The sequence below is a fragment of the Plantibacter sp. 2H11-2 genome, from assembly GCF_050031945.1.
Classification (GTDB): domain Bacteria; phylum Actinomycetota; class Actinomycetes; order Actinomycetales; family Microbacteriaceae; genus Plantibacter; species Plantibacter auratus.
Map to the genome: position 1 here is coordinate 88,341 of NZ_JBNBBL010000003.1, position 25,906 is coordinate 114,246.

Below are 25,906 nucleotides of genomic sequence, written 5' to 3' on the forward strand. Positions count from 1 at the left end.
CCGGCGCCGTATTCCCGGCTCGGCCGGGCCGATGGCGTCGGCCTCGTCGTCGACTCAGCGCGGGAGGCGGGGGATCGCCGCGATGAGCTGCTTCGTGTAGGCCTCGGCGGGATCGTGGAGGACCTGCGCGGTGGCGCCGGCCTCGACGACCTGCCCGTGTCGGAGGACCATCGTGCGTTCACACAGCGCGGCCACCGTGCCGAGGTCGTGCGAGACCATCACGAGCGCCAGACCGTTCGAGGCCCGCAGCTCGGCGAGGAGCTCGATGATCTGGATCCGGGTGCTCATGTCGAGGGCACTGACGGGCTCGTCGGCGAGGAGGAGCCGGGGGTTCGGGACGATCGCGCGGGCGATGGCGATCCGCTGCCGCTGGCCGCCCGAGAACTCGTGCGGGAACCGCGACGCCGCGTCGGCGGGCAGTCCCACCGCCTCGAGTGCCTCGGTCGCGCGGACGGTCGCCTGCTCGGTGGTCGCCAGACGGAGGGATCGCAGCGGTTCGGCAACGATGCGCCCGATGCGCTGCCGAGGATCGAGCGAGGAGTACGGATCCTGGAAGACGGCCTGCACCGATGCGCGGAACCGACGGACCCGTGTCCGATCGCGGGGGTCCAGTGCGCCACCGTCGAACCGGACCGAGCCCGTGGTCGGCCGGTCGAGGCCGAGCAGCAGCCGGAGGAGGGTGCTCTTACCGGCGCCGGACTGACCGACGATCCCGACGGCCTCTCCTGCGCCGACGGCCAGCGACACGTCGGCCAGGGCCTCCTGACCGCCGCGGTACCGGAAACCGACCGCATCCAGCTCGAGGATCGGCGTCGTCGTGATCGGTGCATCGGTCATCGTGGGTCCTCCAGCGCGTCGTCGAGCGCGCGTGCGCTGGTGACCAGACGACGGGTGTCCTCGTGCTGCGGTGCCGTCAGCACCTGCGCCACCGCGCCGCGTTCCACGGCCCGACCCTCGCTCAGCACGACGACCTCGTCGACCATGGTCGACACGACGGCGAGGTCGTGACTGATGAACAGGAGCGCCATGCCGCGTTCCCGGACGAGCCGGTCGATGAGCGCGAGCACCTCCGCCTGGACGGTCACGTCGAGCGCCGTCGTCGGCTCGTCCGCGATGAGGAGCTGCGGGCGACCGGCGAGCGCGATGGCGATCGCGATGCGCTGCCGCTGCCCGCCGGACAGCTCGTGGGGGTAGGAGGCGGCGATGCGCGCAGTGTCGGTGAGGGATACCTCGACGAGGGCTGCTTCGACGGCCTCCTTGAGCCGTTCGCCCCGGAGTCCCAGATGGCGACGCAGGGGCTCGGCGAGCTGGGCGCCGACCCGCATGAGCGGGTCGAGTGCGGTCAGCGGCTCCTGGAAGACGAGTCCGGCAACCCGACCGCGGAGTGGCCGCAGCGCGCGGTCCGGGGCACCGATCACCTGGGTGCCGGCCAGTTCGACGCTGCCGCTCGCGCTCAGCTGTTCGCCGAGCAGCCCGATCACCGCGAGGGAGGTCAAGGACTTCCCGGACCCGGAACCGCCGATGAGTCCGAGGCGACCCCCGGCGGCGATGGTCAGGTCCAGCCCGTCGAGGAGCGGCTGGTCAGCGCCGTCGGGAGCACCGCGCCGGACGCCTCGGGTGATGGTCAGTCCGGAGATGTCGAGGAGATCGCTCATGCGCCGCGCCTCCTCGTCGGATCGCCGAGGTCCCGCAGGCCGTCCGCGATGAAGTTCACGCCCACCACGAGCATCACCACGGCGACACCCGGAGCGATCGCGCCGACCGGTGCCGTCGTGACGGTGGCCTGGGCCTCCTGCAGCAGGCGTCCCCAGGAGGCGTTCGGCGGTGGCGCGCCGAGGCCGAGGTACGACAGGCTCGCTTCGGCGAGGACGGCGATGCCGAACTGCAGCGCGAGGTTGACGCTCAGGGTGGGCCAGATGTTCGGGAGCACATGCTGGCCGATGACACCGGCCCAGCTCGTCCCGGCAGTCCTGGCCGCGACCACGTACTGCTCGCTGAGGACCCGCTTCGTGAGGATCCGGGTCAGGCGGGCCACGATGGCCGACATGGCGAGTCCGATCGCGATGATGGCGGTGCCGAGTGACGCGCCCTGGGCTGCCACGATGAGCATGGCGAGCAGGAGCACCGGGAAGGCGATCACGACGTCGAGCGCGGCGGAGATCGTGTCGTCCAGCCAGGCCGACGCGAAGGCCGCAGCGAGTCCCACGGCGATACCGATGACCGCGCCGACCGCGACGGCCCCCGCCCCGGTCGCGAGCGCGATGCGCGCACCGATCATGAGCTGGGTCATCAAATCGCGACCGAGCTTGTCCGTACCGAGCCAGTGGGTGCCGGTCGGGCCTTCGAGACGACCGCCGGATGTGTCCGTGGGGGCGAAGGGCAACCACACGAGCGAGACGGCCGCCAGGACGGCGATGACGCCGACGAGGACGAGTCCGACGGTCAGCGTCGCGGACCGGGCGCGGCGCCGCACCGGGCGTCGGTCGGCGAGCGCGGTCCGGGCGTCGACGGCGCTCATCGGAGCCCGTTCCCCGAGATCGAAGTGCGCAGACGCGGATCGATGAGCCGCTGCGCGATGTCGGCGACGAAACCCGTCAGGAGGACGACGAGGGTCGAGACGAGGAGGATGCCCTGGATGTTCGGGTAGTCGTGCTGCTGGATCGCCGTCAGGAGCATCGACCCGAGGCCGGGCAGGCTGAAGACGCTCTCGACCACGACGGCGCCGAGGAAGGTGGTGGCGAGCTCGATGCCGAGGATCGCCACGACGGGCACCGCGGCGTTCCGGGCACCGTGTCGGAGCAGGGCCTCACCGAAGCCGGCTCCCTGCGCCCGTGCGGAGCGCAGATAGTCGCTCCCGACCACGTCGAGCGTGGCGGAACGGACGTATCGGGTGATGGACGCACTCATGACGATGGCGATGGTGATGACCGGGAGGGCGAGGCTCGTGAGTGCCGCGGCAGGATCTGCCCAGTCGTCGCGAGGGAAGCCGCCGGACGGGAACAGTCGGAGCGTCACCGCGAACACGCTGACGAGCAGGATGCCGACCCAGAACACCGGCACGGCGATCCCGAGCTGCGAGAGGCCGGACAACGCGATGCCGTACCAGCGGTCGGCCCGGAGTGCGGACACGACACCGGCCACGAGGGCGAGCACCACGGCGAGGAGGAACGCGAGGAGCGTCAGCGGCACGGTGACCTGGAGGCGCGACGCGATCTCGGGTCCGACCGGGAGCGAGCTCACGAACGAGGAACCGAGGTCGAGGGTGAGGACGCCGCCGAACCAGGCGGCGAACTGCTCGCCGAGCGGCCGGTCGGCTCCCACCTGCTCGCGCGCCGCGTCGATCTGCTCCTGCGTGGCGTTCACCGAGAGCAGGGCGTTCGACGGGTCGCCCGGCAGCAGCCGGAGCAGCACGAACAGCACCGTCATGGCGACGAGGAACGACACCACGAGGAACGCGGATCGGCGCAGCAGGTAAGCGAGCATGGTGGACCTCAGCGTAGCGAGGCCCGGGCCGACCGGGCGGTGCCGGTCGGCCCGGGCGACGACTACTTGCGGACGATGTCCGCCACGAAGAACTGCGAGTTCAGGCCGTTGACGCCGTACCCCGAGACGTCGCTCGCGGCGACGACGATCTGCGGGTAGAGGTAGAGCCACACGCTCGCCGCGTCCTCGGCGATCTGCTCGTTGACGAGCTTCAGCTTCGCCGTCTGCTCCTCGGTGGTCGTCGCCTGCTCGGCCTCCGACACCCACTGGGTCACCTCGGGGTTGTCGTAGCCCCAGTAGAAGTCCGGGTTGCCGTACCAGACGACGTCGCGGTCGTTCACGTGCTCCTGGAGGGTCGCCTGGAAGTCGCGTTCCTTGAACACCTTCGAGTACCACTCGTCCGCGCTGATCGTGTTGATCTCGACCGTGATGCCGACCTTCGCGAGTTCACTCTGGAGGAACTCGGCGACGGCCGGGTGCGGGTCGTAGCTCGGGGTGTCGAGGGTGAAGGTGAAGCCGTCGGCGAAGCCCGCTTCGGCGAGCTGCTGCTTGGCGAGCTCGGGGTCGTACGGGTTCACCTGCGTGAGGTCCTCGTACCAGGGGTCCGTCGGCGGGACCATCGACCCGATGAGCGTGCCGTAGTCGCCCCAGATCGACGAGAGCAGCTTCTTGGTGTCGATCGCCGAGTACACGGCCTTGCGGACGAGCGCCTGGTCGAACGGGGCGACCCGGTCGTTGAAGGCGAGCAGCTCCTTCGTCGTGGAGTCGCCGTCGGAGACGACGTAGTCCGCGTTGTCGGTGAACTGGCTCAGCTGGTCGGGGCTCTGCACGCTCGTGATGATGTCGATCTGCTTCGTGACGAGCGCATTGCTGAGCGCGGTCGCGTCGGTGAAGTAGGTGAAGACCACCTCCGCGTTCTTGGCGGGCTCACCCCAGTAGTCGTCCCAGCGCTCGAGGCTCAGGGTGCTGCCGCGCTTCCAGTCGCCGAGCGTGTACGGACCCGTGCCGTCCTCGGTGGTCTTGAGGTCCTTCGCCGCGTCGTTGACGATCCAGACGTAGCTCAGGTTGTAGATGAAGGAGATGGAGCGCTCGGAGAGGGTGATGACGACGGTCTTGTCGTCGGGGGTCGCGATGCCGGAGATCACCGCGAAGCTGCTCTTCCGTGCCGACTGCGAGTCCTCGGCGGTCACGGCCTCGATGCTCGACTTCACGTCCGCCGAGGTGAGCGGGTCGCCGGAGTGGAAGGTGACGCCGTCCTTGAGGGTGAAGGTGTACGTCAGGCCGTCGTCGCTCACCGTGCTGTCGGCGGCGAGCACCGGTTCGACCTCGCCGTCGTCCGTGAGGCGGTACAGGCCCTCGTACACGTTGCCGGTGAAGGCCTCCGTGACGCCTTGGCCGCCGCCGCCGGTGTTGCTGAGGTTCTGCGGCTCGTAGAGCGAGCCGACGGCGATGGTCGCGTCGTCGCCCGTCGCCGAACTGCCACCACCACCGGCGCAGCCGGCGAGGGCGACGGCGGCGGCGACGGACAGGGCGACGAGCCCGATGGTTCTCTTCACGGATACTCCTGTGGTGTGGGGGTGATGATGCTGGTGCAGGCTGTGGGGTGCTGGGGGTCAGACGGCGTAGAGGTCGAAGCCTTCGCGAAACCGGACGATCCGTTCTCCGGCGAGGACGTCTCCGGCGAACCGGTTCTGCGGCGGCGGCATCGGACAGTTGTACTGCACGGAGAAGCCGCAGGGCGGCACGAACGCGCGGTTGAAGTCGAGGACGACCTCGCCCGCCGTGCCGAAGCCGCCGTCGTCGGTCCGCTGCACGAACAGGAACCGGCCGGCGCCGTAGGTGCCCGACTCGTCATCGCGCCCGTTCGTCGCGTCGCCGAACACGAGGAGGAGCGTGCCGCCGTCGTCGAAGGCGCTCATCGTGTACTCGACGCCGTCCCGCGTGAACACGATGTCGCCGGGGACGACGAGCTCCCGTGATCCGCCGTTGTCTCGGATGTGCTCGAACGGGACGGTCCGCGAGCCGTCGACGGGCGTGAACCGCGCCGTCTGGACCCAGGCGGGGTCGTACGGGAAGACCTCGATGCCGTCGAACGCGCGGATGGCGGGTGCGTTCGCGTCCCATCGGCGGATGCCGACCTCGTCCTGGCCCGTGTCGAGGTGGGTGCGGCGGAGCGTCGTCACCGTGACGCCGCTCGGCTGCTCGGCGGCGATGGCGGCTGCGGCTGCATCGACGGTGGCCGGCGTCTCCTCCGCGAGCCACCGCGTCTCGACGAGGGCGAGGTTGCCGAGCGGCGCGGTCACGGCGGCTCGACGCTCCTCGCGCCAGGCGTCGTGCTCGGCGATCGCGTTCGGCTGCGGGGCGGTGTGGATCGGCATGTCTCGATTCTCCGGATGACGGCGGGCGGGTCCCAATCGTGTGTCCTTCGGAGTCCAGCTCGTTTCGGGCGGGAACTATTCCCGAGCCCGGCGACGACCCTGCGCGGGACGGCGAGCGACCGGGTCGCGACGGTCTGGGAGGATGTCCTCATGAACGCCACGCTCGTCCGCATGCCCGCCGATCGACTGCGGGGGTGGATGCTCGCCGCGAACGCGCAGTACCGCCTCGAACGCATCGAGGCGGGGGAGACCGAGGCAGAGGCGACGGCGAAGGCTGCACAGTCCCTCGCCGAGACGTTCCCGGCCGGCCGGCTCCAGGTCGGACACCTCGTCTTCGAGGTGGTCCTCGACGAAGCCGCAGTCGGCGTGCTCTGGATCGGACCGCGGAGCACGAGCCACCCGGACGAGTGGTGGGTCTGGGACGTGGAGATCGACGAGTCGTTCCGCGGGCGTGGGCTCGGCCGGCAGGCCATGCAGCTCGCCGAGACGGCGGCCAAGGAGCAGGGCGCGAAGACGCTCGGGCTGAACGTCTTCGGATTCAACCGGATCGCGCGCGGCCTGTACGAGTCGCTCGGCTACGAGACGATGGCCGTGCAGATGCGCAAGGCGCTCTAACGCGGGTCCAGCCCGTCGATCAGCTCGGTCATGACCCGGTCGGCGAGTGACGGAGGCTTCGGGTGCCCGTCGGCGGTGGTCCGCGAGGTCGTCGCCCGGTCGAGCGCGAGGACCTCACCGTGGAGGTGCTCCATCTTCGCGTCGAGCCTGGAGGCAGCCTCAGCGGCGTGCTTGAGCTCGGCGAGCAGGCTGTCCGGCACGGCCTTGTCGTACTTGTAGTAGATCTTGTGTTCGAGGCTCGCCCAGAAGTCCATGGCGATCGTCCGGAACTGGATCTCGACGGGCACCTGCACGACGCCGTCGGACATGAACACCGGAACCTCGACGATCACGTGGAGGCTCTGGTACCCGTTCGGCTTCGGGTTCGCGATGTAGTCCTTGACCTTCACCACGGTGATGTCCTGCTGGCTCGTCAGGAGTTCGAACACCTTGTACGTGTCGGAGATGAAGCTGCAGGTGACGCGGATGCCCGCGATGTCCGTGATGTGTTCGCGGATGTCGTCGATGTCCTGCCCGTACTGCTTGCGTTCGATCTTGCCGATGATGCTCTCCGGCGACTTCAACCGCGAGCTGATGTGCTCGATCGGGTTGTAGTCGTGGATCTGCGTGAACTCCTCCTTGAGGATGTTGAGCTTCGTGGTGATCTCGTCGATGCCGAACTTGTACAGCATCATGAACCGCGTGAACTCGTCCTTGAGGCGCTTCAGCTCCTCAAGGTTGTCCGACGACGTTGGTCCGGTCATGGGCGTGCGCTCCAGCTCTGTCTCCGACGGGCCGACGGCCCGCTCGCACTCTACTGAAGCGGCCTTGGAACGCCTCTCAGCCTCCTGTGAATCAGGACCGTCGCGAGCAGTTCAGTGCTGCAGGGCCGCGCGGCGACGTGACGAGGCCTGGAGCCGGCGGGCGCGCCCGGCGGTCAGCATCAGGCCGAGGACGACCCCGGCGACGGCCCCGGACGTGTTCGCGAGGAGGTCGCGGGGATCGCTCACGCGTCCGGGGATCGCGAGTTGCGCGGCCTCGATGCCGACCGTCAGCGCGGCTGCGACGAGGATGGCGAGCCACCAGCGCCGCCGTCCGAGCAGGAGCAGGAAGAAGACGCCGATCGGGACGAACATGGCGATGTTCGCTCCGAATTCGAGGCGCTCGTAAGTGACCCACGCCGTCGACTCCCACCGGGCGAGGAGGTCGACGAGTCGGTACACGAGGGACTCGGTCCGGCCGTCGAAGGGCCGTGGGCCGAGGGTGATGGCCGCCACGAGCGCGAGGTACACCACGGTGAGGGTGCTGAGCACGGGATGGCGGCGGAACATCGGCCCAGCATGCCCGAGCCACCTTGGCGGCGCTTGAGTGTTCCCTGGACGGGGACGATGCGTCGCCGATGAGGCCGGTCGGGTCGTCAGCAGCGCGTCAGCGCCCTCGCAACCGCTCGATGTCGCGTCGTTCACGCTTCGTCGGTCGACCGGCGCCCCGGTCTCGGACGGCCACGACCTGCCGTTCCGCCGGCGTCGGCAGCGGGGGAGAGCGGTCGATGAGACATTCCGTCGCGACGTCCGCCCCGACCCGTTTCGCGATGAGGCGTCGGACCTCCACGACCCGGTCGAAGCCCGCCACGCGGAGTCGGACCTCGTCGCCGATCCTGACGGCCTGTGCCGGCTTCGCCCGCTCGCCGTTGACCCGGACGTGGCCGGCTCGGCAGGCGGTCGCGCCGGCCGAGCGGGTCTTCGTCAGCCGCACCGCCCAGATCCATGCGTCGACGCGCACGCTCGACGGGCTGTCCATCCTCCGATGGTAGAGCAGCCCATCGGTAGACTCGACCCGTGACTGACGGGGCGGGGCGCGGGGTTCGACGGACCGGTGAAGACCGCGTCGTCACCCTCCCCAATGCGCTCAGCGTCTTCCGGATCCTCCTCGTCCCGGTCTTCCTGATCCTCCTCGTGCAGGGGCAGGACCTGTTGGCTCTCGCGACGCTCGCGTTCTCGGGCGTCACCGACCTCCTCGACGGGTGGATCGCGCGACGGTTCGACCAGATGACGAAGCTCGGTCGACAACTCGATCCGGCCGCCGATCGCCTCTACATCCTCGCAGCGTTGATCGGTCTCGCGGCCCGCGGACTCATCCCGTGGTGGTTGCTCTTCGTCGTCTTCGCCCGCGACCTGCTGCTCGTCGGGCTCGCCGTCGTCCTGCACCGGTCCGGTACGGGCGTGCTCCCGGTCATCCGCGTGGGGAAGTGGGGCACGGCACTCCTGTTCATCGGGCTCCCGGTCCTCATGCTCGGTCAGGCGTTCCCAGCCGTCGCGATGATCGCGACGCCGCTCGGTTGGGTGTCGGTGATCGCCGGAGCGACGCTCTACTGGTGGGCCGGCATCCTCTACCTGCTGCAGACCGTGCGCATCTCGGGGGATGCCCGTTCGAAGCAGCGGGAACGGGCCCGATCCGACGGATCACCCTCGACCGGGCGGCTCGACAGTGACGCCACATCGGATACGCTTGACGGAGAGGAGGTCGACGGTGGCTGAGCACGATGAGAAGTATCCCGCGACCGGGGCGTACACGCCGGGAGCTGTCGATGACGGTGCCCCGACGAGCGGCTCGGGCGATCGGGAAGTCGACACGACACTCACCTTCGGTGAAGACCTCGGAGCGGCCCTCGCGGCGATCGACTCCGACGTCACCGCTGAGGAGCACGAGGCGATCGCGGCCTTGCCGTCCGGTTCCGCGCTGCTGATCGTCCGTCGTGGTCCGAACGCCGGTGCGCGGTTCCTCCTCGACGCCGACGTCACCACCGTCGGACGTCACCCCGAGGCCGACATCTTCCTCGACGACGTCACGGTGTCGCGTCGGCACACCGAGTTCCACCGTCACGGGACCGCGTTCGAGATCCGCGATCTCAACTCCCTGAACGGCACGTACTTCGACGGTGTCCGCATCGACAAGGCGATCCTGCGCGATGCCGCCGAGGTGCAGATCGGCAAGTTCCGCCTCACCTTCTACGCGTCGCGGATCGACCTCGCCTCCCAGCTGGGAAGCTAGTGGCGGCAGCCAGCGCGAACGCGCGAAGCGACGGCGCTCCGCTGCTGAGCATCGGGCAGGTCCTCGCACGACTCACTCCGGAGTTCCCCGAGCTGAGCAATTCGAAGCTCCGGTTCCTCGAGGAGCAGGGGCTGGTGTCCCCGGCACGGACGAAGTCGGGCTACCGGAAGTTCTCGAGCGATGACCTCGAACGCCTGCGGCTGATCCTGTCGATGCAGCGAGACCACTACTTCCCCCTCAAGGTCATCCGCACCTACCTCGTCGAGGTCGACGCGGGACGATCGCCGCTGTTCCCTGGCAGTGGGCAAGCCGTCGGCGCGCCGTCGATCCACCCCGGGGTCCGCAGATTCTCGCGGAACGAGCTGATCCGCGAAGCCGGCGCGACCCCGATGCTCTTCAACGACGCCGTGAGCGCGTCGCTGATCCTGCCCGCCGAGAACTACGGCGAGGACGTCGCGTCCCTCCTGCGGATCCTCGTGGAGCTGCAGCGCTCCGGCATCGAACCACGGCACCTCCGCGGGTTCCGCGCCTCGATCGAGCGCGAAGTCGGGCTCATCGAGAGCGCGTTGAGCGCCGTCGCCAAGCGGAACGATGCCGCCGGCCGGGCACGTACCGCCGACCGGGCGCTGGAGATCGCCGCACAGCTCGAGGGTGTGCGGTCGAACCTCGTCCGCTCGGCACTCGAGCGACACCAATCCTCCTGATCGACCTCCCAGGGCGTAGACTGCCCTCATCCATCACGGCCAGGTCACAGTTCGATCACTCGTCACGACACGCCGTCCGTTTCGAACGGATGTCGCAGCGTTGACCGGGGCGGATCGGTAGCGTGGTGGGAGTGGTCAAGCCGGCTCGACGCCCCCGTCGAGACCGTACCGACCGTGCAGCGAACATCGAGGAGAAGCAGACATGAGTGAACTCAGTCGCGACGGGGCGTCACGGTACGGTGACCTCGGGCTGCTGTTCACCGACGGGCTTCCAGAACTCGAAGAGGGCCAGGGCTACCGCGGAGCGGTCGCCGCCCGTGCAGCCGGCATCAGCTACCGCCAGCTCGACTACTGGGCCCGGACGGGTCTGGTCGAGCCCACCGTCCGCGGTGCATCCGGATCCGGAACGCAGCGTCTCTACGGCTTCCGCGACATCCTCGTCCTCAAGCTCGTCAAGCGCCTGCTCGACACGGGCATCTCCCTGCAGCAGATCCGCACGGCAGTCGACCAGCTCCGCGAAGCGGGCATCGTCGACCTCGCCCAGACCACGCTCATGAGCGACGGCGCCAGTGTCTACCTCTGCACCTCGAACGACGAGGTCATCGACCTCGTCAGCCGCGGACAGGGCGTCTTCGGCATCGCCGTCGGCAAGGTGCTGCGCGAGGTGGAGTCCACGCTCATCGAGTTCGACGCACAGTCTGCTGACCCCATGGATGAGCTCGCCGCACGTCGCTCCGCTCGTAGCGCCTGACCCGAGTCGAAGGCGCCGGTCCCTGAGTCTGTCGAAGGGCTCACCGACGCGCGCCACACATTCCCTGAGCGCGCATCCCGGGGTACTGGGTGCTCCTGCCGGTCCTGGAGCTCCGGCCGGTCCATGAGCGCGCCTGCCGGTCCCTGAGCCTGTCGAAGGGCGACCCGAGCGAGCGCCTGGTCCGTGAGCCGACCGAACGGTCTCGCCGCGACCTCAGCTGTCGGTGGAGGGTGCCTCGACGGCAGCGGGACTCGTGACGGCAGCCGGCTCCGGGGGAGCGCCGTCGGCGTACTCGCCGACGCGGCCCGTGCGCAGCACGCGGTCGAGGAGCGAGTCGAAGTTCTTCGCCATCTCCTGCGCAGTGTCTCCCGGCCAGACGTGGACGGGCTTGGCGGCACCCTGAGCCTGCTGGAGTGACGTGCGCTCCAGCAGCTGCGGGTTGAGGATGAGGGGACCGAACATGTCGCGCAGTTCCTTGATGCGGAACTGGTGCTCCATCGACTGCGGACGCACCCGGTTGACGATGATGCCGAGCGGCTGCAGCCGGGGGCTCAGCCCACGACGGATCTCCTCGACGGCGCGGAGGGCGCGGTCGGCTGCGGAGACCGAGAACAGGCCCGGCTCCGTGACGACGGCGACGCGATCGCTCGCCGCCCAGGCGGTGCGGGTGAGCGCGTTGAGCGAGGGGGCGCTGTCGATGAGGACGAGGTCGTACTCCTCCTCGACGTGCGCGAGTGCCTCTTCCAGGCGCCAGATGTCGCGGATGCTGGGGTGCGGGCCGTCGAAGTTGATCGCAGACGGGCTGCCGATCATGACGTCCATCTTGCCCGGGTGGATCTTCGTCCAGCCGCTCGCCACGATCGCCTGCTCGACGATCTTCTTCTTCGGCGAGGTCAGCACATCCGTCACCGTGAGGTGCCCTGCGACGTCGACGGCCATGCCGGTCGAGACGTCGGATTGGGGGTCGAGATCCACGACCAGCGTGCGGATGTCCTTCGAGAACGCGGCGGAAGCCAGGCCAAGGGTGACGGTGGTCTTGCCGACGCCCCCCTTCAGGGAGCTAACGCTGAGTACATGCACAAGGCTCAACGTTACCGTGACTAGGCTAGGGAATCTCAACGTTTGCTGAGTTGGCTGTTGTGGGAAGGGTTCCATGTTCAGGAAGATTCTTGTCGCCAATCGCGGAGAGATCGCCATCCGGGCGTTCCGTGCCGCGTACGAGCTGGGGGCGAAGACGGTTGCGGTGTTCCCCTATGAGGACCGCAACTCGATGCATCGGCTGAAGGCCGATGAGGCTTACCAGATCGGCACGGAGGGTCATCCGGTGCGCGCCTACCTCGACGTCTCGGAGATCATCCGCGTCGCGAAGGAGTCGGGTGCCGACGCGATCTACCCCGGGTACGGCTTCCTTTCCGAGAATCCGGAACTGGCCGAGGCCGCTCGAGCCGCCGGCATCACCTTCATCGGTCCGCCGTCCTCTGTCCTGGAGATGGCCGGCAACAAGGTGACCGCGAAGGAGCACGCCATCGCGGCCGGGGTCCCGGTCCTGAAGTCCACGCCGGCCAGCCGCGACATCGAAGAGTTGCTCGCCGGTGCCGCCGACATCGGGTTCCCGATCTTCGCGAAGGCGGTCGCCGGTGGTGGTGGACGAGGCATGCGCCGCGTCGACAACGCCGAGGACCTCCGCGGCGCCCTCGAGGCCGCCATGCGTGAGGCGGACAGCGCCTTCGGCGACCCGACGATGTTCCTCGAGCAGGCCGTCGTCCGCCCCCGGCACATCGAGGTCCAGATCCTGGCGAGCGCCGACGGCGAGACCATCCACCTCTTCGAGCGCGACTGCTCGGTGCAGCGCCGGCACCAGAAGGTCGTCGAGATCGCGCCGGCCCCGAACCTCGACGAGGACACTCGTCAGGCCATGTACCGCGATGCCATCGCGTTCGCCAAGTCGATCGGCTACGTCAACGCCGGGACGGTCGAGTTCCTCCTCGACACCGCGGGGGAGCGGGCCGGACAGCACGTGTTCATCGAGATGAACCCGCGTATCCAGGTCGAGCACACCGTGACCGAGGAGGTCACCGACGTCGACCTCGTCCAGTCGCAGATGCGCATCGCCGCCGGCGAGTCGCTCGGCGACCTCGGCCTCACGCAGGAGTCCCTGCACCTCCGCGGCTTCGCGCTCCAGTGCCGCATCACCACCGAGGACCCCACGGCTGGCTTCCGTCCAGACACCGGGAAGATCACGACCTACCGCTCTCCGGGCGGCGGCGGCATCCGGCTCGACGGCGGTACGGTCGCCTCCGGCGCACAGATCAGCCCCCACTTCGACTCGATGCTCGCAAAGCTCACCTGCCGCGGGCGCACGTTCGAGGCGGCCGTCACGCGCGCCAAGCGCGCCCTCGCCGAGTTCCGCATCCGCGGCGTCTCCACGAACATCCCCTTCCTGCAGGCGGTCCTCGAGGACGCCTCGTTCGTGGCCGGCGACCTCAGCACCTCCTTCATCGACGAGCGTCCGCAGCTCCTGCGCGGGCACGTCTCGAAGGACCGCGGGACGAAGATCGTCAACTGGCTCGCCGACGTCACGGTCAACCAGCCCAACGGGTCGCGTCCGTCCGGCGCGGACCCGGTCGACAAGCTGCCCGCGATCGACATCACCACCGACGCCCCGGCCGGCTCGCGTCAGCGACTGCTCGAGCTCGGCCCGAAGGGCTTCGCTGACGCCCTCCGCGCTCAGACCGCCCTCGCCGTGACCGAGACCACCTTCCGCGACGCCCACCAGTCGCTCTTGGCCACGCGCGTCCGGACGAAGGACCTCCTGGCGGTCGCACCGTTCGTCTCCCGGCTCACCCCCGAACTGCTGTCCGTCGAGGCCTGGGGTGGCGCGACGTACGACGTGGCCCTCCGCTTCCTCGGTGAGGAGCCGTGGGAGCGACTGGCCTCGCTGCGTCAGGCGATGCCGAACATCGCGATCCAGATGCTGCTGCGCGGCCGGAACACCGTCGGCTACACGCCGTATCCCACGGAGGTGACGAACGCCTTCGTGCGGGAGGCCGCCGACACCGGGATCGACATCTTCCGGATCTTCGACGCCCTCAACGACGTGTCGCAGATGCGCCCCGCCATCGATGCGGTCCTGGAGACGGGGACGACCGTCGCGGAGGTCGCCGTCTGCTACACCGGTGACCTGCTGAACCCGGCCGAGGACCTCTACACCCTCGACTACTACCTCCGTCTCGCCGAGAAGATCGTCGAGTCCGGTGCCCACGTGCTCGCCATCAAGGACATGGCGGGGCTCCTCCGTCCGTCCGCGGCGGCCAAGCTCGTCGCGGCGTTCCGCGAGCGGTTCGACCTGCCGGTCCACGTGCACACGCACGACACCCCCGGTGGACAGTTGGCGACCCTCCTCGCGGCGAGCAACGCGGGCGCCGACGCCGTCGATGTCGCGAGCGCGCCGATGGCCGGCACGACGAGTCAGCCGTCCGCGTCCTCGCTGGTCGCCGCGCTGGCCCACACGGAGCGCGACACCGGCATCTCCCTGCAGGGGATCGCCGACCTCGAGCCCTACTGGGAGGCCGTCCGCGCGATGTACCGGCCGTTCGAGTCAGGACTCGCGGGCCCGACCGGTCGCGTGTACACGCACGAGATCCCGGGCGGTCAGCTGTCGAACCTCCGCCAGCAGGCGATCGCCCTGGGACTCGCAGACCACTTCGAGCTCATCGAGGACATGTACGCGGCCTCCAACAAGATCCTCGGTCGGGTGCCCAAGGTGACCCCGTCGAGCAAGGTCGTCGGCGACCTCGCGCTCCACCTCGCCGCCGTCAAGGCGGACCCGGTCGACTTCGAGGCCAACCCTGACAAGTACGACGTCCCGGACTCCGTCGTGGGGTTCATGGCGGGCGAACTCGGGGAACTCCCGGGCGGATGGCCAGAGCCGTTCCGCTCGAAGGTCCTCGCCGGTCGTTCGGTCGACATCGGGATCACGCCGATCTCCGCTGAAGATCAGGCCTCGCTCGACGGCGAGTCCGCCGAGCGCCGCTCGACCCTCAACCGGTTGTTGTTCCCGGCGCCGACCAAGCAGTTCGAGCAGCAGCGCGACCTGTACGGCGACCTCTCCGTCGTCGACACCGCCGACTACCTGTACGGCCTCGAGCCGGGCATGGAGCACGTCGTCGAGATCGACAAGGGCGTCCGGCTGTTCGTCGGGCTCGAAGCGATCGGTGCAGCCGACGAGAAGGGCATGCGCACCGTCATGGCGACCCTCAACGGTCAGTTGCGACCGGTGTTCGTCCGCGACCGCAGCATCGAGGTCGACTCCCGCGCTGCCGAGAAGGCCGACACCTCCGTCCCCGGCCAGGTGGCCGCGCCGTTCTCCGGCGTCGTGACCGTCAAGGTCGCCGTCGGCGACCGCGTCGAGGCGGGCCAGCCGGTCGCCTCGATCGAGGCCATGAAGATGGAGGCGGCGATCACGACCGCCGTCGCCGGCATCGTCGAGCGCCTCGCCATCCCGGCGACCCAGCAGGTCGAGGCGGGCGACCTGCTCGTCGTCGTGAAGCCGAGCGCCTGACCCTCCCGAGACCGGCCGCGTCCCTCCTCGAGGCGACGCGGCCGGTCTCCGCGTCCACCACACCTGTCCCGCCCGGAAGGATCCAACCCGTGACGACACGACCCATCAGACACTTCGGTGACCCGGTCCTGAAGGCTCCGACGGCCGAGGTCGTCACGATCGACGAAGACATCCGCAGCCTCGTCCGCGATCTCGTGGACAGCGTGGAGCTCCCCGGTCGTGCCGGCGTCGCCGCCACGCAGATCGGCGTCGGACTCCGCGTGTTCAGCTACAACGTCGACGGCGTCATCGGGTACCTCATCAACCCGAAGCTCGTCGAGGTGCGCGGTGAACTCGAGGAGATCGGCGAGGGCTGCCTGTCGGTGCCCGGACTCTGGTTCCCGACGCCGCGCCATCCCTACGCGCGTGCCGTCGGCATCGACCTCGACGGGCAGGAGCTCGTCGTCGAGGGTGAAGGACTCCTCGCCCAGGCCCTGCAGCACGAGACCGACCATCTCGACGGCATGCTCTACCTCGACCGGCTGTCGAAGGAGCACCGCCGCGAGGCGATGAAGCAGGTCCGCGAGAGCGACTGGTTCTAGACGCCGGTCGACGGGCCCGGCGGTCGTCGACCGACCGCCGAGCCCGTCGAGGCGCTACTTCAGGGACATCCCCTGGGTCTCGGGCGAACCCGCTCCGAGGTACATGCCCTCGATCGTCTCCGCGAAGTCCTTGAGGATCACGTTCCGCTTGATGCTGAGCTTCGGCGTGAGGTGACCGCTCGCCTCCGTGAGCTCGTCGTCGAGGATGACGAACTTGCGGATCGACTCCGCGCGGGACACCTTGGTGTTGGCCTCGTCGATGGCGCGCTGGACGGCGGCGAGCACTGCGGGGTTCCGAGCAGCCTCGGCGGCGCTCATCGACGCGTCCTGGCCGTTGTTGGCGAGCCATGACGGCAGCATCTCGGTGTCGAGCGTGATGAGGGCGCTGATGAACGGCTTCTGATCGCCGACGACGACGACCTGTCCGACGACCGGGGTCGCGCGGATCGGGTCCTCGAGCGCCGCCGGGGCGACGTTCTTCCCGCCGGCGGTGACGATGATCTCCTTCTTCCGCCCGGTGATCGTGAGGAAGCCGTCGGCGTCGAAGGACCCGATGTCGCCGGTGCGGAACCAGCCGTCGTCGAAGGCCTCCGCCGTGGCCTCGGGGTTCTGCCAGTACTCCTTGAAGACGTTGATCCCGCGCACCTCGACCTCGCCGTCGTCGGCGATGCGGAGCGAAACGCCGGGGAGTGCCGGTCCGACCGTCCCGATCTTCGACTTCTGGGCGAGGTTGACCGTTGCAGGCGCGGTGGTCTCGGTGAGGCCGTAGCCCTCGAGGATCACGATGCCGAGCGCGTGGAAGAAGTGACCGAGTCGCGGACCGAGTGGAGCGCTGCCGGAGACCGCGTACCGCACCCGGCCGCCCATGGCCGTGCGGATCTTCGACAGCACGAGGCGGTCGAGGACCCGGAACTTCACCTTCAGGCCGAACGGCACCGAACCGCTCTCGAGGGCCTTCGAGTAGGCGATCCCGGTCTCGGCGGCCGCACGGAAGATCTTGCCCTTGCCGCCGGCCTCGGCCTTCTGCTCGGAGGAGTTGTAGACCTTCTCGAAGACCCGGGGGACCGCGAGGAGGAACGTCGGCTTGAAGGTGCCGAGCGAGGGGAGCAGCTGCTTCGTGTCCGGCTGGTGGCCTGTCTTCACGCCGGAGTGCACGCACAGCACGGCGATGAAGCGCGCGAAGATGTGCGCCGTCGTGATGAAGAGGAGGGTGGAGGCGCCGGGAGCGGACACGACGTCCTTGAGTGCGACGGCCGAGTTCCGCGACAACTCGACGAAGTTCGAGTGGGTGAGGACGCAGCCCTTCGGCCGGCCGGTCGAGCCGGAGGTGTAGATGAGGGTCGCCATGTCGGAACCCACCGCGAGGTTGCGGCGGCGTTCGATCTCCTCGTCGGGGACGTCGACGCCGGCGGCCGCGATCTTGTCGAGGTCGCCGAGGTCGATCTGCCAGACCCGTGCCACATCGGGGAGGTCGCCGTGCACCTCGTCGAAGCGGGCGAACTGGTCGGGCGTCTCGACCAGCACGCTCGTCGCTCCCGAGTCGCTGAGGATCCACTGCACCTGGCTCGGCGAGCTGGTCTCGTAGATCGGGACGAGGAGTGCTCCGGCGAACCACACGGCGAAGTCGATGAGGGTCCACTCGTATCGGGTCTTGCACATGAGCCCGATCTTGTCGCCGGGTTCGATCCCCGCGGCGACGAGCCCCTTCGCCAGGGCGACGACCTGGGCGTGGAACTCGGCGGTGGTCACGTCCACCCACTCCGACCCGCGGGGAACGGCGAACAGTGCGGCGTCGGGCGCAGCAGCCAGGCGCTTCACGAGCAGATCGGTCGCATTGGCGGATGGGTCTGCTGCGACGACTGCAGGGACGTCGAACTGTTCCACGGCAACTCCTTCGGTACCAGGTCGGCAAGATGTGGCTCCATCCTAGAGCACGGGTGTTTGCGCGGTTTCTGTGGCGCGCAGACGCTCAGTAGACTCGACTGCGGCGCGCGGGCGACCGACTCGACTGACGGTCGGTCACACGCCGCTGCCGGTATCGGCGACATCAGGACAGGGAGACGGCACCGTTATGGCAAACGCGATCGGCATCGACATCGGCGGGACGAAGATCGCGGGCGGGGTCGTCGACGACGACGGCCGGATCCTCGCGGCCGGGCGCACGCCGACGCAGGCCTCCGATCCCGACGCCATCATCGACGACGTCGTCGCCATGGTCCGATCCCTAGACGACGGCAGCATCTCGAGCGTCGGCGTCGCCGCCCCCGGGTTCTTCGACGCCACTCGCTCGACCGTCTACTACTCGCCGAACATCGCCTGGCGGAACGAACCCCTGCAGGCCCGGCTGGCCGCGCGGTTGCCCGACAAGGTCGTGACCATCGAGAACGACGCGAACGCCGCGGGTTGGGCTGAGTTCCGGTTCGGTGCGGGGCGCGAGGAACGCAGCATGGTCATGGTGACGATCGGCACGGGTGTCGGTGGAGCGATCGTCCTCGACGACCGGCTCCTCACCGGTGGCTTCGGCAGCGGTGCGGAACTGGGACACATGCGCCTCATCCCGGACGGTCTGCCCTGCGGCTGCGGCGCGCGTGGCTGCGTCGAGCAGTACTGCTCGGGGAACGCGTTGCTCCGACTCGCGAACGAGGCAGCGGACGCCGGTGGCGACGGTGCCGCCCTCGCCCGAGCCCGGGTGGCGGCCGGCGGGCTGCTGAACGGACACCACGTCTCCGCCCTGCTCGAGTCCGGTGATCCCGGCGCCCTCCGGTGCCTCAACGAGCTCGCCGATCTGCTGGGGCAGGCCCTCGCGAGCATGTCGGCCATCCTCGACCCCAACATCTTCGTGATCGGCGGCGGCGTCGCCCAGGCCGGCGACCTCCTCCTGGACCCCGTTCGTGAGGCGTTCCTGACGCACCTCCCGGCGCGCGGGTTCCACCCGGAGCCGTCCTTCAGCATCGCGCAGCTCGTGAACGACGCCGGTGTCATCGGCGCCGGCGATCTCGCCAGGAGCGCCCTCGTCCTCGGCTGACGACGACGGCAAGACGGAGGAGCACGATGTTCTACTGGTTCATGAAGTACCTGGTCGCCGGCCCGATCCTGAAGTCGATCTTCCGGCCGTGGGTGATCGGTGCCGAGAACATCCCGGAGCACGGCGGCGCGATCATCGCCAGCAACCACCTGTCCTTCATCGACTCGGTGATCCTCCCGCTGTGCGTCGATCGGCGGATCTCCTTCCTGGCCAAGAGCGAGTACTTCCGCGGCAAGGGCTTCGGCGGCTGGGCCACGAAGACCTTCATGCTCGGCACGGGGCAACTCCCGATCGACCGGTCGGGAGGCAAGGCCTCCGAAGCCTCGCTCAACACCGGACTCGCGGTCCTCGGTGGCGGTCATCTGCTCGGGATCTACCCGGAAGGCACGCGCAGTCCCGACGGGACGATGTACCGAGGCCGCACCGGGGTCGCGCGGATGGTGCTCGAGGCCGGGGTCCCCATCGTCCCCGTCGCGATGATCGACACCGAGAAGGTCATGCCCATCGGCACGAAGCTGCCCCGGATCCGTCGGATCGGGATCGTCATCGGCAAGCCGCTCGACTTCTCGCGGTTCGAGGGCATGGAGGGGGACCGCTTCATCCTCCGCAGCGTCACGGACGAGTTGATGGTCGAGCTCCGCAAGCTCTCGGGCCAGGACTATCGCGACGTCTACGCCACGAGCGTCAAGGAGCGCGCCGCGTCGGCGTGACGCTAAGCTGAAAAACCGGGCCGCGATCGCGGTCCGTTCCCCCTTCCGGGCGGGCTCCGGAGCGCGTCCGGTCGAAGAGAAACAGGAAATCCGTGTCCCACGCTACAGAACCAGTCGTCATGGCCGAACCCTCGGTGATCGCCGGACTGGACTATTGGCGTGAGCTGCCGATCAAGCAGCAGCCGTCATGGCCGGACCAGGCCGCGGTGGCGCGTGCCTCCGCCGAACTCGCGACCCTCCCTCCGCTGGTCTTCGCCGGCGAGGTCGACATCCTGCGCGACCGGTTGGCCCGGGCGGCGAGCGGCAATGCGTTCCTGCTCCAGGGCGGCGACTGCGCGGAGACCTTCGCCGGTGCGACGGCCGAGCAGATCCGCAACCGTGTGAAGACGGTCCTGCAGATGGCCGTCGTGCTCACGTACGGTGCGTCGATGCCGGTCGTCAAGATGGGCCGGATGGCCGGGCAGTTCGCCAAGCCGCGCTCCAACGACTCCGAGACGCGGGGCGACGTCACCCTGCCCGCCTACCGCGGCGACATCGTCAACGGCTACGACTTCACCCCGGAGTCGCGCACGGCCGACCCCGCTCGGCTCGTCAAGGGCTACCACACCTCCGCATCGACGCTGAACCTCATCCGGGCGTTCACCCAGGGCGGGTTCGCCGACCTCCGCGAGGTCCACAGCTGGAACAAGGGGTTCGCCGCCAACCCGGTGAACCACCGGTACGAGGGACTGGCCCGCGACATCGATCGTGCGATCAAGTTCATGGAGGCGGCCGGAGCCGACTTCGACCAGTTGCGCGGTGTCGAGTTCTACTCGAGCCACGAGGCGCTGCTCATGGACTACGAGCGACCGATGACGCGGATCGACTCGCGGACCGGAACGCCGTACAACACCTCGGCCCACTTCGTGTGGATCGGTGAGCGGACCCGTGAGCTCGACGGCGCGCACGTCGACTTCCTGTCGCGCGTGCGCAACCCGATCGGCGTGAAGCTCGGCCCCACCACCTCGGCCGACGACATGCTGCGTCTCATCGACAAGCTCGACCCCGAGCGCGAGCCCGGGCGCCTGACGTTCATCACGCGGATGGGTGCGGGCAAGATCAGGGACGCCCTGCCTCCGCTGCTCGAGGCGATCAAGGGTGCCGACGCGACGCCGCTGTGGGTCACCGATCCGATGCACGGCAACGGACTCACGACGCCCACCGGCTACAAGACGCGCCGCTTCGACGACGTCGTGGACGAGGTCAAGGGATTCTTCGAAGCCCACCGCGCCGCAGGGACGCACCCCGGCGGCATCCACGTCGAGCTCACCGGCGACGACGTCACCGAGTGCCTCGGTGGCTCCGAGCAGATCGACGAAGCGACCCTGGCGACGCGGTACGAGTCGCTGTGCGATCCGCGCCTCAACCACATGCAGTCGCTCGAGCTCGCCTTCCTCGTGGCGGAGGAGCTCGCCGCCGCGAAGTAGGTCTCACACGACGAAGCGCCCATGCCGGGTTCGGCATGGGCGCTTCGTCGTCCGCGACACCTACGCCTGGGAGATCCTGACCAGGTTACCCGACGGGTCGCGGAACGCGCAGTCGCGCGCGCCCCAGCCCATCTCCTTCGGTTCCTGGAGCACGTCTGCGCCGGACGCGCGGACCCGTTCGAACGTGGCGTCGAGGTCGTCGGCTCGGAAGACGAGCATCGGCAGCACCCCCTTCGTGAGGAGGGCCTGCAGCGCGTCCCCGTCAGCCTGCGAACGACCCGCGTGCGGTTCGGAGACGACGATGTCGAGGCCGGGCTGCGCGTCGCTGCCGAGCGTCACCCATCGGAAGCCGCCGTTGGCGACGTCGTTCCGGACCTCGAGTCCGAGTGCGTCGGCGTAGAAGGCGATGGCCTCGTCCACGTCGTTCACCGTGATGTTGCAGTACTGGAGTGAGATCGTCATGACGACGACGTTACGCCGGGCGCTGAAGGCCCGCTTCTCCGATCCTGCTCGATCCGCTCGGACCGGACACCCGGCGATGGGCAGGCCTCGTGGTCGTCTTGGCGACGCAGTCCGGCATCGCGTCGACCGCATGATGTTCGCGCCGACGGTACGCGCTTGGCGTCTCGCCCGTTATGGCGGTGAAGGCCGAGCTGAACGATCCGAGCGAGGTGGCCCCGACGGCCAGAGCGGCGTCCGTCACCGAGCTCCCCGCCCGGAGGAGCGCCATCGCCCGTTCGATCCGCCGGGTCATGAGGTGGCCGTACGGCGTCTCGCCGTAGACGGCACGGAACCGCCTCGCGAAGTGCGACGGTGACATGAGCGCCGTCGACGCCATCAGCGGCACGTCGAGCGGTTCGGCGTAGTCGCGGTCGATCAGGTCGCGCGCCCGTCGGAGGCAGGCGAGTTCAGCGAGGTCCTCCGGGCTCATGCGGCGAGCGTAGCAGGACGGCGACGGCTCGTTCCGACGAGCGGACGAGCGCCGTCCGACCGGGTCACAGACCGAAGTCGGTGATGTTGACGGTCGAGCCCTTCTTGACGGACTTGCCCGCCGGGGGATCGGTCTTCTTCACCTTGAAGATGTCGCGGAAGGCCTCTGCCACGGCGATGTCGCCGACGGTGAACCCCGCTTCCTGGAGTGTCGTGATGGCCTGATTGATCGTCTGGCCGGTGGTGTCGGGGACGGCGACCAACTCGACGCCCTTGGACACGATCAACGTCACGTCGTCGCCCGGGATGAACGCCGTCTCGTTCCCGTCCGCATCGGTCTTGGCCTGGATGCCGATGACCTGCCCCGCGGGGATCGTGTCATCGAACGCCTCGTCGGATGTGCCGACACCGAGCCCGACGGACTCGAGGGCGTCGCGCGCCTGGTCCGGCGTCATCCCCGAGACCGAGGGCACCTGTCCGGCCGAGACGAGCAACGTCACCGTGGAGCCTTGGAAGGACGGTCCGCCCTGGCTGTAGTCGGCGCCCGAGGTCGCGTCGGTCGCCGCGAGCACGATGTCCTTGGCGATGCTCGGGTCGAACTGTTGGTTCACGGTGCCGACGGCGACCCCGAGCGCGTCCAACTGCTGTTCGGCGTCGGACTGTGCGAGCCCGGCGAGGACCGGGATGTCCACCGGCTGCGGCCCCTGGGAGACGAGGACCGTCACCGAGCTGCCCTTGTCGATCATCGAGCCGGACGGCGGATCGCTGCCGGCGACCGTACCGGCCGGGACGGTGAGGCTGAACGTCGCGCCTTCGACGGGCACGAAGCCCAGCTCCACGAGTTTGGCGGACGCCTGGTCGAAACTCCCGTCGGCGACGTTCGGGACCTGGACGAGCGAGCCGGGGCCCTGGCCGAAGTACCATCCGGTCCCGCCGGCGAGCGCAGCGAGCATGAGGACGATCGTGAACAGCGCGACGCCCACGCGGCTGCGCTTGCGCGCCTTCGTGGCGAGCTTGCCCGGACCGTCCGTCGCGTCGGCGCGCACCGGGACCTGCTGCGGTTTGGTGTTGCGGCCGATGACCTGGGTGACGTCGTCGGCGTGCTCGCTCGAGTAGGAGGCCGGCATGACGATCGTGGGCTGCGCCCCGGTGGCGACCGAGGTGAACCCGAGACTGGACTCGATGGACCGCAGGCGCTCGAGCATCTCGCCGGCGTTCGACGGACGATCGTCCGGTTCGCGCTCAGTCGCCCAGAAGACGAGGTCGTCGAGTTCCTTCGGGACGGCGGGGTTCTTGGCGCTCGGTGCCGGGACCGACTCGTTGGCGTGCTGGTAGGCGATCTGCATCGGCTGCTCGCCCTTGTAGGGCTGCTCGCCGGTGAGCATCTCGTAGAGCATGATCCCGAGCGCGTAGATGTCGCTCCGCGCGTCGGCCTGTCCACGGGTGACGAGTTCGGGGGAGAGGTAGGCGATCGTCCCGAGGAGTGCCTGGCCGGTGGCCGTGTTCGCGCTCGCGGCTCTCGCGAGGCCGAAGTCGCCGATCTTGATGCGTCCGTCGTCGGCGAGGAGGACGTTCTCCGGCTTGACGTCGCGGTGGACGATGCCGGCGCGGTGCGCGGCGGCGAGACCGGACAGCACGGCGTCGAGGATGTCGGCGGCCTGCCGAGGGGTCAGTGTGCCGTTGTCGCGGATGAGGTCGCGGAGGGTGATCCCCGGCAGGTGCTCCATCACGAGGTATGCCATGTCGGAGTCCTGGCCCTGGTCGAACACGCTGACGACATGCGGGTTCGCGAGCCGGGCGGCGGAGCGCGCCTCCTGGATGAAGCGGTTCTTGAAGGTCGTGTCGTCCGAGAGGTGGCCGTGCATGACCTTGATCGCGACGCGCCGTTCCAGCCGCAGGTCCGTGGCGAGGTAGACCGTCGCCATGCCGCCGCGGGCGATGCGTGAGCGCACCTGATATCTCCCGTCGAGGAGACGGCCGATCATCGGATCGGTCTGCTGGTTGCTACTCACCAGTCGAGTGTATGGAACGTCGAGCGCGAAGAGCTGTCAACACCCCGGGAGGGCGGCGAGGTGCCTGGATCGTTACCCGAACGCGATCCGACGGCGCCGAGCGGAGCGCGGTCGTGGCAGACTGCTGTGCGTGACTGAGCAGAATTCCGAACTCGTGTGGTTCACCCTTCCCGATCTGGCGACCGAACTCGGGCTGCCGATCCGCCGCATCCGCCAGTACCTCGAGGAGCGCGACCTCCTCGCCGTCCGACGTGACGGCGTGCTGCAGGTGCCGTCGTCGTTCATCGCGGACGGCGGGCCGGTGCACAACCTGCGCGGCACGCTCACGCTGCTGTCCGACAACGGCTTCGACGACGAGGCCGCGATGGTCTGGATGCTCGAGGACGACGACGCGATCGGGACCTCGCCGATCGAAGCCCTCCGCGAGGGACGTCGATCCGAGGTTCGCCGGGTGGCTCAGGCGCTCGCCTGATCCCGCGCCGTCCGAGCCGGACGGCTCAGGTCTCGCGGCGTGCGACCGCGACCGCGAGGCCGCGCAAGTGGGCCCGGGCGTCGTCGTTGATCGGAGCCTCGCCCAATGCGGAGAGCGCCCGTGCGACGTGGTCCTGGATGAGCTTCTCCACCTGGTCGACGGCCCCGCTGTCGCGGATGGTCGCCTGGAGCAGGCCGATCTGGTCGTCGTCGAGTTCGGGATCCCCGAGCAGCTCGTCGAGGATGGCGCGCGCGCCCGGCTGGAGGGCCTCCCTCGTGAGCGCGATGAGGATGGTTCGCTTCCCCTCGCGGAGGTCGTCGCCACTCGGCTTCCCGGTCACGGCGGGATCGCCGTAGACGCCGAGGAGGTCGTCGCGCAGCTGGAAGGCGATGCCGAGGGGGAGGCCGTACCCGCGGAGCGACGCGAGCTGCTGCTCGTTCCCGCCGCCGAGGAGCGCCCCGAGCGCGAGCGGGGACTCGATGCTGTACTTGGCCGATTTGAAGATCAGGACGCGCTCGGCGCGGCGACGCTGTTCGTCGTCGGCGGCGTCGCGCCAGGCGCGCTCCTCGAGGATGTCGAGGTACTGGCCGGCCGTGACCTCGGTCCGCATCCGGTTGAACTCGGCCCGCGCTGCGCGAGCGGCGGTGCGGTCGTCCAGCTGGTCGAGTCCGTCGTCGAGGAGTTCGTCGCTCCAGCCGAGGAGCAGGTCGCCGAGGAGCGTGGCGGCCCCGGTGCCGAAGGTCGTCGGGTCGCCGTCCCATCGGCTGCGACGGTGCAACTCCGCGAAGGAGACGTGAGCAGACGGTGCACCCCGGCGCGTGTCGGAGTTGTCGATGATGTCGTCGTGGACGAGCGCTGCGGCGTGGAACAGCTCGAGTGCTCCACAGGCCGCGATGACGGTCTCGAGGCCGCCCTGACCGCTGGCGTGCCTCCCGGTCGAGACGGCCTGCCAGCCCCGGAAGCAGAACTGTGCTCGGAACCGCTTCCCACCGCTGAGAAATTCCCGGGAGAAGTCGAGGAACGGGGAGAGCTCCGGGCCGATCTGCGCGACAATGGAGCTTCGCGAGGAGAGAAAGTCGGAGAGCCCGCGGCCCACCAGGGTGGCGAGTTCATTGCTTTCGATCACGCACCTAGCCTAGTCATGCTTCGGTGGCTAGACTCGATCAACAACGTCGCGTCGTGTGACCT

26 protein-coding genes are annotated in these 25,906 nt (G+C 69.0%); 11 read left to right on the forward strand and 15 right to left on the reverse strand.

The genetic code is table 11. The annotated features are described in order from the left end of the window. Nucleotides 1–54 precede the first annotated feature (54 nt). The 6 genes from ACQG07_RS08170 to ACQG07_RS08195 all read right to left on the reverse strand — a co-directional run bounded on the left by ACQG07_RS08170 (nt 55) and on the right by ACQG07_RS08195 (nt 5,861). Nucleotides 55–837 (reverse strand): ABC transporter ATP-binding protein, encoded by a 783-nt coding sequence (locus ACQG07_RS08170; protein WP_079706035.1) that lies wholly within the window; start codon nt 835–837, stop codon nt 55–57. Next, nucleotides 834–1,655 carry an ATP-binding cassette domain-containing protein gene (locus tag ACQG07_RS08175; protein ID WP_079706034.1) on the reverse strand — a complete coding sequence of 274 codons (822 nt, stop codon included), beginning with the start codon at nt 1,653–1,655 and terminating at the stop codon, nt 834–836. The genes ACQG07_RS08170 and ACQG07_RS08175 overlap by 4 nt, the downstream gene beginning before the upstream one ends. After that, nucleotides 1,652–2,518 carry an ABC transporter permease gene (locus ACQG07_RS08180; protein WP_079706033.1) on the reverse strand — a complete coding sequence of 289 codons (867 nt, stop codon included), beginning with the start codon at nt 2,516–2,518 and terminating at the stop codon, nt 1,652–1,654. Before ACQG07_RS08180 ends, ACQG07_RS08175 begins: the two co-directional genes overlap by 4 nt. Beyond that, nucleotides 2,515–3,483 (reverse strand): ABC transporter permease, encoded by a 969-nt coding sequence (locus tag ACQG07_RS08185; protein ID WP_079706032.1) that lies wholly within the window; start codon nt 3,481–3,483, stop codon nt 2,515–2,517. Before ACQG07_RS08185 ends, ACQG07_RS08180 begins: the two co-directional genes overlap by 4 nt. A gap of 62 nt (nt 3,484–3,545) precedes the next feature. Continuing rightward, nucleotides 3,546–5,039, reverse strand: coding sequence for an ABC transporter substrate-binding protein (locus tag ACQG07_RS08190; protein ID WP_191941141.1), 1,494 nt, complete (start codon nt 5,037–5,039; stop codon nt 3,546–3,548). Between the two features lie 57 nt (nt 5,040–5,096). Then, a complete protein-coding gene (locus tag ACQG07_RS08195; RefSeq protein ID WP_079706031.1) occupies nt 5,097–5,861 on the reverse strand; it encodes a DUF1684 domain-containing protein in 765 nt (254 codons plus the stop codon). Between the two features lie 150 nt (nt 5,862–6,011). Here ACQG07_RS08195 and ACQG07_RS08200 point away from each other — a divergent pair, with 150 nt between their 5' ends. Further along, on the forward strand, nt 6,012–6,476 hold the full coding sequence (locus ACQG07_RS08200; RefSeq protein WP_086473201.1) for a GNAT family N-acetyltransferase: 465 nt from the start codon (nt 6,012–6,014) through the stop codon (nt 6,474–6,476). Here ACQG07_RS08200 and ACQG07_RS08205 read toward each other — a convergent pair. The 3 genes from ACQG07_RS08205 to ACQG07_RS08215 form a co-directional block, all read right to left on the reverse strand. Beyond that, a complete protein-coding gene (locus ACQG07_RS08205; RefSeq protein WP_082916274.1) occupies nt 6,473–7,219 on the reverse strand; it encodes a GTP pyrophosphokinase in 747 nt (248 codons plus the stop codon). The genes ACQG07_RS08200 and ACQG07_RS08205 overlap by 4 nt on opposite strands. A gap of 111 nt (nt 7,220–7,330) precedes the next feature. After that, nucleotides 7,331–7,786 (reverse strand): VanZ family protein, encoded by a 456-nt coding sequence (locus ACQG07_RS08210; protein WP_159878882.1) that lies wholly within the window; start codon nt 7,784–7,786, stop codon nt 7,331–7,333. A 97-nt stretch (nt 7,787–7,883) separates the two neighbouring features. After that, nucleotides 7,884–8,255 (reverse strand): RNA-binding S4 domain-containing protein, encoded by a 372-nt coding sequence (locus ACQG07_RS08215; protein ID WP_426738004.1) that lies wholly within the window; start codon nt 8,253–8,255, stop codon nt 7,884–7,886. A 38-nt stretch (nt 8,256–8,293) separates the two neighbouring features. Here ACQG07_RS08215 and ACQG07_RS08220 point away from each other — a divergent pair, with 38 nt between their 5' ends. From ACQG07_RS08220 to ACQG07_RS08235, 4 genes are all read left to right on the forward strand, one after another. Next, on the forward strand, nt 8,294–8,992 hold the full coding sequence (locus tag ACQG07_RS08220; protein ID WP_426738005.1) for a CDP-alcohol phosphatidyltransferase family protein: 699 nt from the start codon (nt 8,294–8,296) through the stop codon (nt 8,990–8,992). Continuing rightward, a complete protein-coding gene (locus ACQG07_RS08225; RefSeq protein WP_086473205.1) occupies nt 8,985–9,506 on the forward strand; it encodes an FHA domain-containing protein in 522 nt (173 codons plus the stop codon). Before ACQG07_RS08220 ends, ACQG07_RS08225 begins: the two co-directional genes overlap by 8 nt. After that, the gene (locus ACQG07_RS08230; RefSeq protein WP_079706024.1) at nt 9,506–10,210 is read left to right on the forward strand and encodes a MerR family transcriptional regulator; all 705 of its coding nucleotides are present in this window, start codon (nt 9,506–9,508) and stop codon (nt 10,208–10,210) included. The genes ACQG07_RS08225 and ACQG07_RS08230 overlap by 1 nt, the downstream gene beginning before the upstream one ends. A 202-nt stretch (nt 10,211–10,412) precedes the next feature. Continuing rightward, nucleotides 10,413–10,961: a MerR family transcriptional regulator gene (locus ACQG07_RS08235; protein ID WP_064297014.1), complete on the forward strand. Its 549-nt coding sequence runs from the start codon at nt 10,413–10,415 to the stop codon at nt 10,959–10,961. Between the two features lie 213 nt (nt 10,962–11,174). On the opposite strand, the gene ACQG07_RS08240 is transcribed toward ACQG07_RS08235, so the two are convergent. Further along, nucleotides 11,175–12,041 carry a ParA family protein gene (locus ACQG07_RS08240; RefSeq protein ID WP_079002579.1) on the reverse strand — a complete coding sequence of 289 codons (867 nt, stop codon included), beginning with the start codon at nt 12,039–12,041 and terminating at the stop codon, nt 11,175–11,177. Nucleotides 12,042–12,114: 73 nt separating this feature from the next. Here ACQG07_RS08240 and ACQG07_RS08245 point away from each other — a divergent pair, with 73 nt between their 5' ends. Both ACQG07_RS08245 and ACQG07_RS08250 read left to right on the forward strand, forming a co-directional pair. Next, a complete protein-coding gene (locus ACQG07_RS08245; RefSeq protein ID WP_192004854.1) occupies nt 12,115–15,522 on the forward strand; it encodes a pyruvate carboxylase in 3,408 nt (1,135 codons plus the stop codon). 89 nt (nt 15,523–15,611) lie between these two features. Further along, on the forward strand, nt 15,612–16,103 hold the full coding sequence (locus tag ACQG07_RS08250) for a peptide deformylase (protein ID WP_426738006.1): 492 nt from the start codon (nt 15,612–15,614) through the stop codon (nt 16,101–16,103). Between the two features lie 54 nt (nt 16,104–16,157). On the opposite strand, the gene ACQG07_RS08255 is transcribed toward ACQG07_RS08250, so the two are convergent. Further along, nucleotides 16,158–17,987 (reverse strand): AMP-dependent synthetase/ligase, encoded by a 1,830-nt coding sequence (locus ACQG07_RS08255; protein ID WP_071260288.1) that lies wholly within the window; start codon nt 17,985–17,987, stop codon nt 16,158–16,160. A 187-nt stretch (nt 17,988–18,174) separates the two neighbouring features. On the opposite strand from ACQG07_RS08255, the gene ACQG07_RS08260 reads away from it, so the two are divergent. The 3 genes from ACQG07_RS08260 to ACQG07_RS08270 all read left to right on the forward strand — a co-directional run bounded on the left by ACQG07_RS08260 (nt 18,175) and on the right by ACQG07_RS08270 (nt 21,304). Continuing rightward, complete coding sequence (locus ACQG07_RS08260) at nt 18,175–19,128, forward strand: ROK family glucokinase (protein WP_079706022.1); 954 nt, start codon at nt 18,175–18,177, stop codon at nt 19,126–19,128. A 26-nt stretch (nt 19,129–19,154) separates the two neighbouring features. Continuing rightward, the gene (locus ACQG07_RS08265) at nt 19,155–19,838 is read left to right on the forward strand and encodes a lysophospholipid acyltransferase family protein (RefSeq protein WP_064297009.1); all 684 of its coding nucleotides are present in this window, start codon (nt 19,155–19,157) and stop codon (nt 19,836–19,838) included. 119 nt (nt 19,839–19,957) lie between these two features. After that, nucleotides 19,958–21,304, forward strand: coding sequence for a class II 3-deoxy-7-phosphoheptulonate synthase (locus ACQG07_RS08270; RefSeq protein WP_056005400.1), 1,347 nt, complete (start codon nt 19,958–19,960; stop codon nt 21,302–21,304). 60 nt (nt 21,305–21,364) lie between these two features. Here the strand turns inward: ACQG07_RS08270 and ACQG07_RS08275 are convergent, their stop codons facing one another. The 3 genes from ACQG07_RS08275 to pknB form a co-directional block, all read right to left on the reverse strand. Further along, complete coding sequence (locus ACQG07_RS08275; RefSeq protein ID WP_137241612.1) at nt 21,365–21,766, reverse strand: VOC family protein; 402 nt, start codon at nt 21,764–21,766, stop codon at nt 21,365–21,367. 10 nt (nt 21,767–21,776) lie between these two features. Next, entirely contained in the window at nt 21,777–22,235 is a 459-nt protein-coding gene (locus ACQG07_RS08280; protein ID WP_192004856.1) for a helix-turn-helix transcriptional regulator, read from the reverse strand. Between the two features lie 64 nt (nt 22,236–22,299). Continuing rightward, the gene (gene pknB / locus ACQG07_RS08285; RefSeq protein WP_342450823.1) at nt 22,300–24,246 is read right to left on the reverse strand and encodes a Stk1 family PASTA domain-containing Ser/Thr kinase; all 1,947 of its coding nucleotides are present in this window, start codon (nt 24,244–24,246) and stop codon (nt 22,300–22,302) included. A 130-nt stretch (nt 24,247–24,376) separates the two neighbouring features. Here pknB and ACQG07_RS08290 point away from each other — a divergent pair, with 130 nt between their 5' ends. Next, nucleotides 24,377–24,718 carry an Rv2175c family DNA-binding protein gene (locus ACQG07_RS08290; protein ID WP_086473210.1) on the forward strand — a complete coding sequence of 114 codons (342 nt, stop codon included), beginning with the start codon at nt 24,377–24,379 and terminating at the stop codon, nt 24,716–24,718. Nucleotides 24,719–24,743: 25 nt separating this feature from the next. Here ACQG07_RS08290 and ACQG07_RS08295 read toward each other — a convergent pair whose 3' ends face one another. Continuing rightward, nucleotides 24,744–25,844 (reverse strand): polyprenyl synthetase family protein, encoded by a 1,101-nt coding sequence (locus tag ACQG07_RS08295; RefSeq protein ID WP_426738007.1) that lies wholly within the window; start codon nt 25,842–25,844, stop codon nt 24,744–24,746. Between the last annotated feature and the right edge of the window lie 62 nt (nt 25,845–25,906).

Coding starts and splice junctions, on each gene's coding strand:
- ACQG07_RS08270 (WP_056005400.1), top strand. CDS start 19,958: ATGGCCGAACCCTCGGTGATCGCCGGACTGGACTATTGGCGTGAGCTG.
- ACQG07_RS08205 (WP_082916274.1), bottom strand. CDS start 7,219: ATGACCGGACCAACGTCGTCGGACAACCTTGAGGAGCTGAAGCGCCTC.
- ACQG07_RS08260 (WP_079706022.1), top strand. CDS start 18,175: ATGGCAAACGCGATCGGCATCGACATCGGCGGGACGAAGATCGCGGGC.
- ACQG07_RS08180 (WP_079706033.1), bottom strand. CDS start 2,518: ATGAGCGCCGTCGACGCCCGGACCGCGCTCGCCGACCGACGCCCGGTG.
- ACQG07_RS08235 (WP_064297014.1), top strand. CDS start 10,413: ATGAGTGAACTCAGTCGCGACGGGGCGTCACGGTACGGTGACCTCGGG.
- ACQG07_RS08195 (WP_079706031.1), bottom strand. CDS start 5,861: ATGCCGATCCACACCGCCCCGCAGCCGAACGCGATCGCCGAGCACGAC.
- ACQG07_RS08200 (WP_086473201.1), top strand. CDS start 6,012: ATGAACGCCACGCTCGTCCGCATGCCCGCCGATCGACTGCGGGGGTGG.
- ACQG07_RS08265 (WP_064297009.1), top strand. CDS start 19,155: ATGTTCTACTGGTTCATGAAGTACCTGGTCGCCGGCCCGATCCTGAAG.
- ACQG07_RS08275 (WP_137241612.1), bottom strand. CDS start 21,766: ATGACGATCTCACTCCAGTACTGCAACATCACGGTGAACGACGTGGAC.
- ACQG07_RS08280 (WP_192004856.1), bottom strand. CDS start 22,235: ATGAGCCCGGAGGACCTCGCTGAACTCGCCTGCCTCCGACGGGCGCGC.
- ACQG07_RS08215 (WP_426738004.1), bottom strand. CDS start 8,255: ATGGACAGCCCGTCGAGCGTGCGCGTCGACGCATGGATCTGGGCGGTG.
- ACQG07_RS08170 (WP_079706035.1), bottom strand. CDS start 837: ATGACCGATGCACCGATCACGACGACGCCGATCCTCGAGCTGGATGCG.
- ACQG07_RS08210 (WP_159878882.1), bottom strand. CDS start 7,786: ATGTTCCGCCGCCATCCCGTGCTCAGCACCCTCACCGTGGTGTACCTC.
- ACQG07_RS08175 (WP_079706034.1), bottom strand. CDS start 1,655: ATGAGCGATCTCCTCGACATCTCCGGACTGACCATCACCCGAGGCGTC.
- ACQG07_RS08245 (WP_192004854.1), top strand. CDS start 12,115: ATGTTCAGGAAGATTCTTGTCGCCAATCGCGGAGAGATCGCCATCCGG.
- ACQG07_RS08185 (WP_079706032.1), bottom strand. CDS start 3,483: ATGCTCGCTTACCTGCTGCGCCGATCCGCGTTCCTCGTGGTGTCGTTC.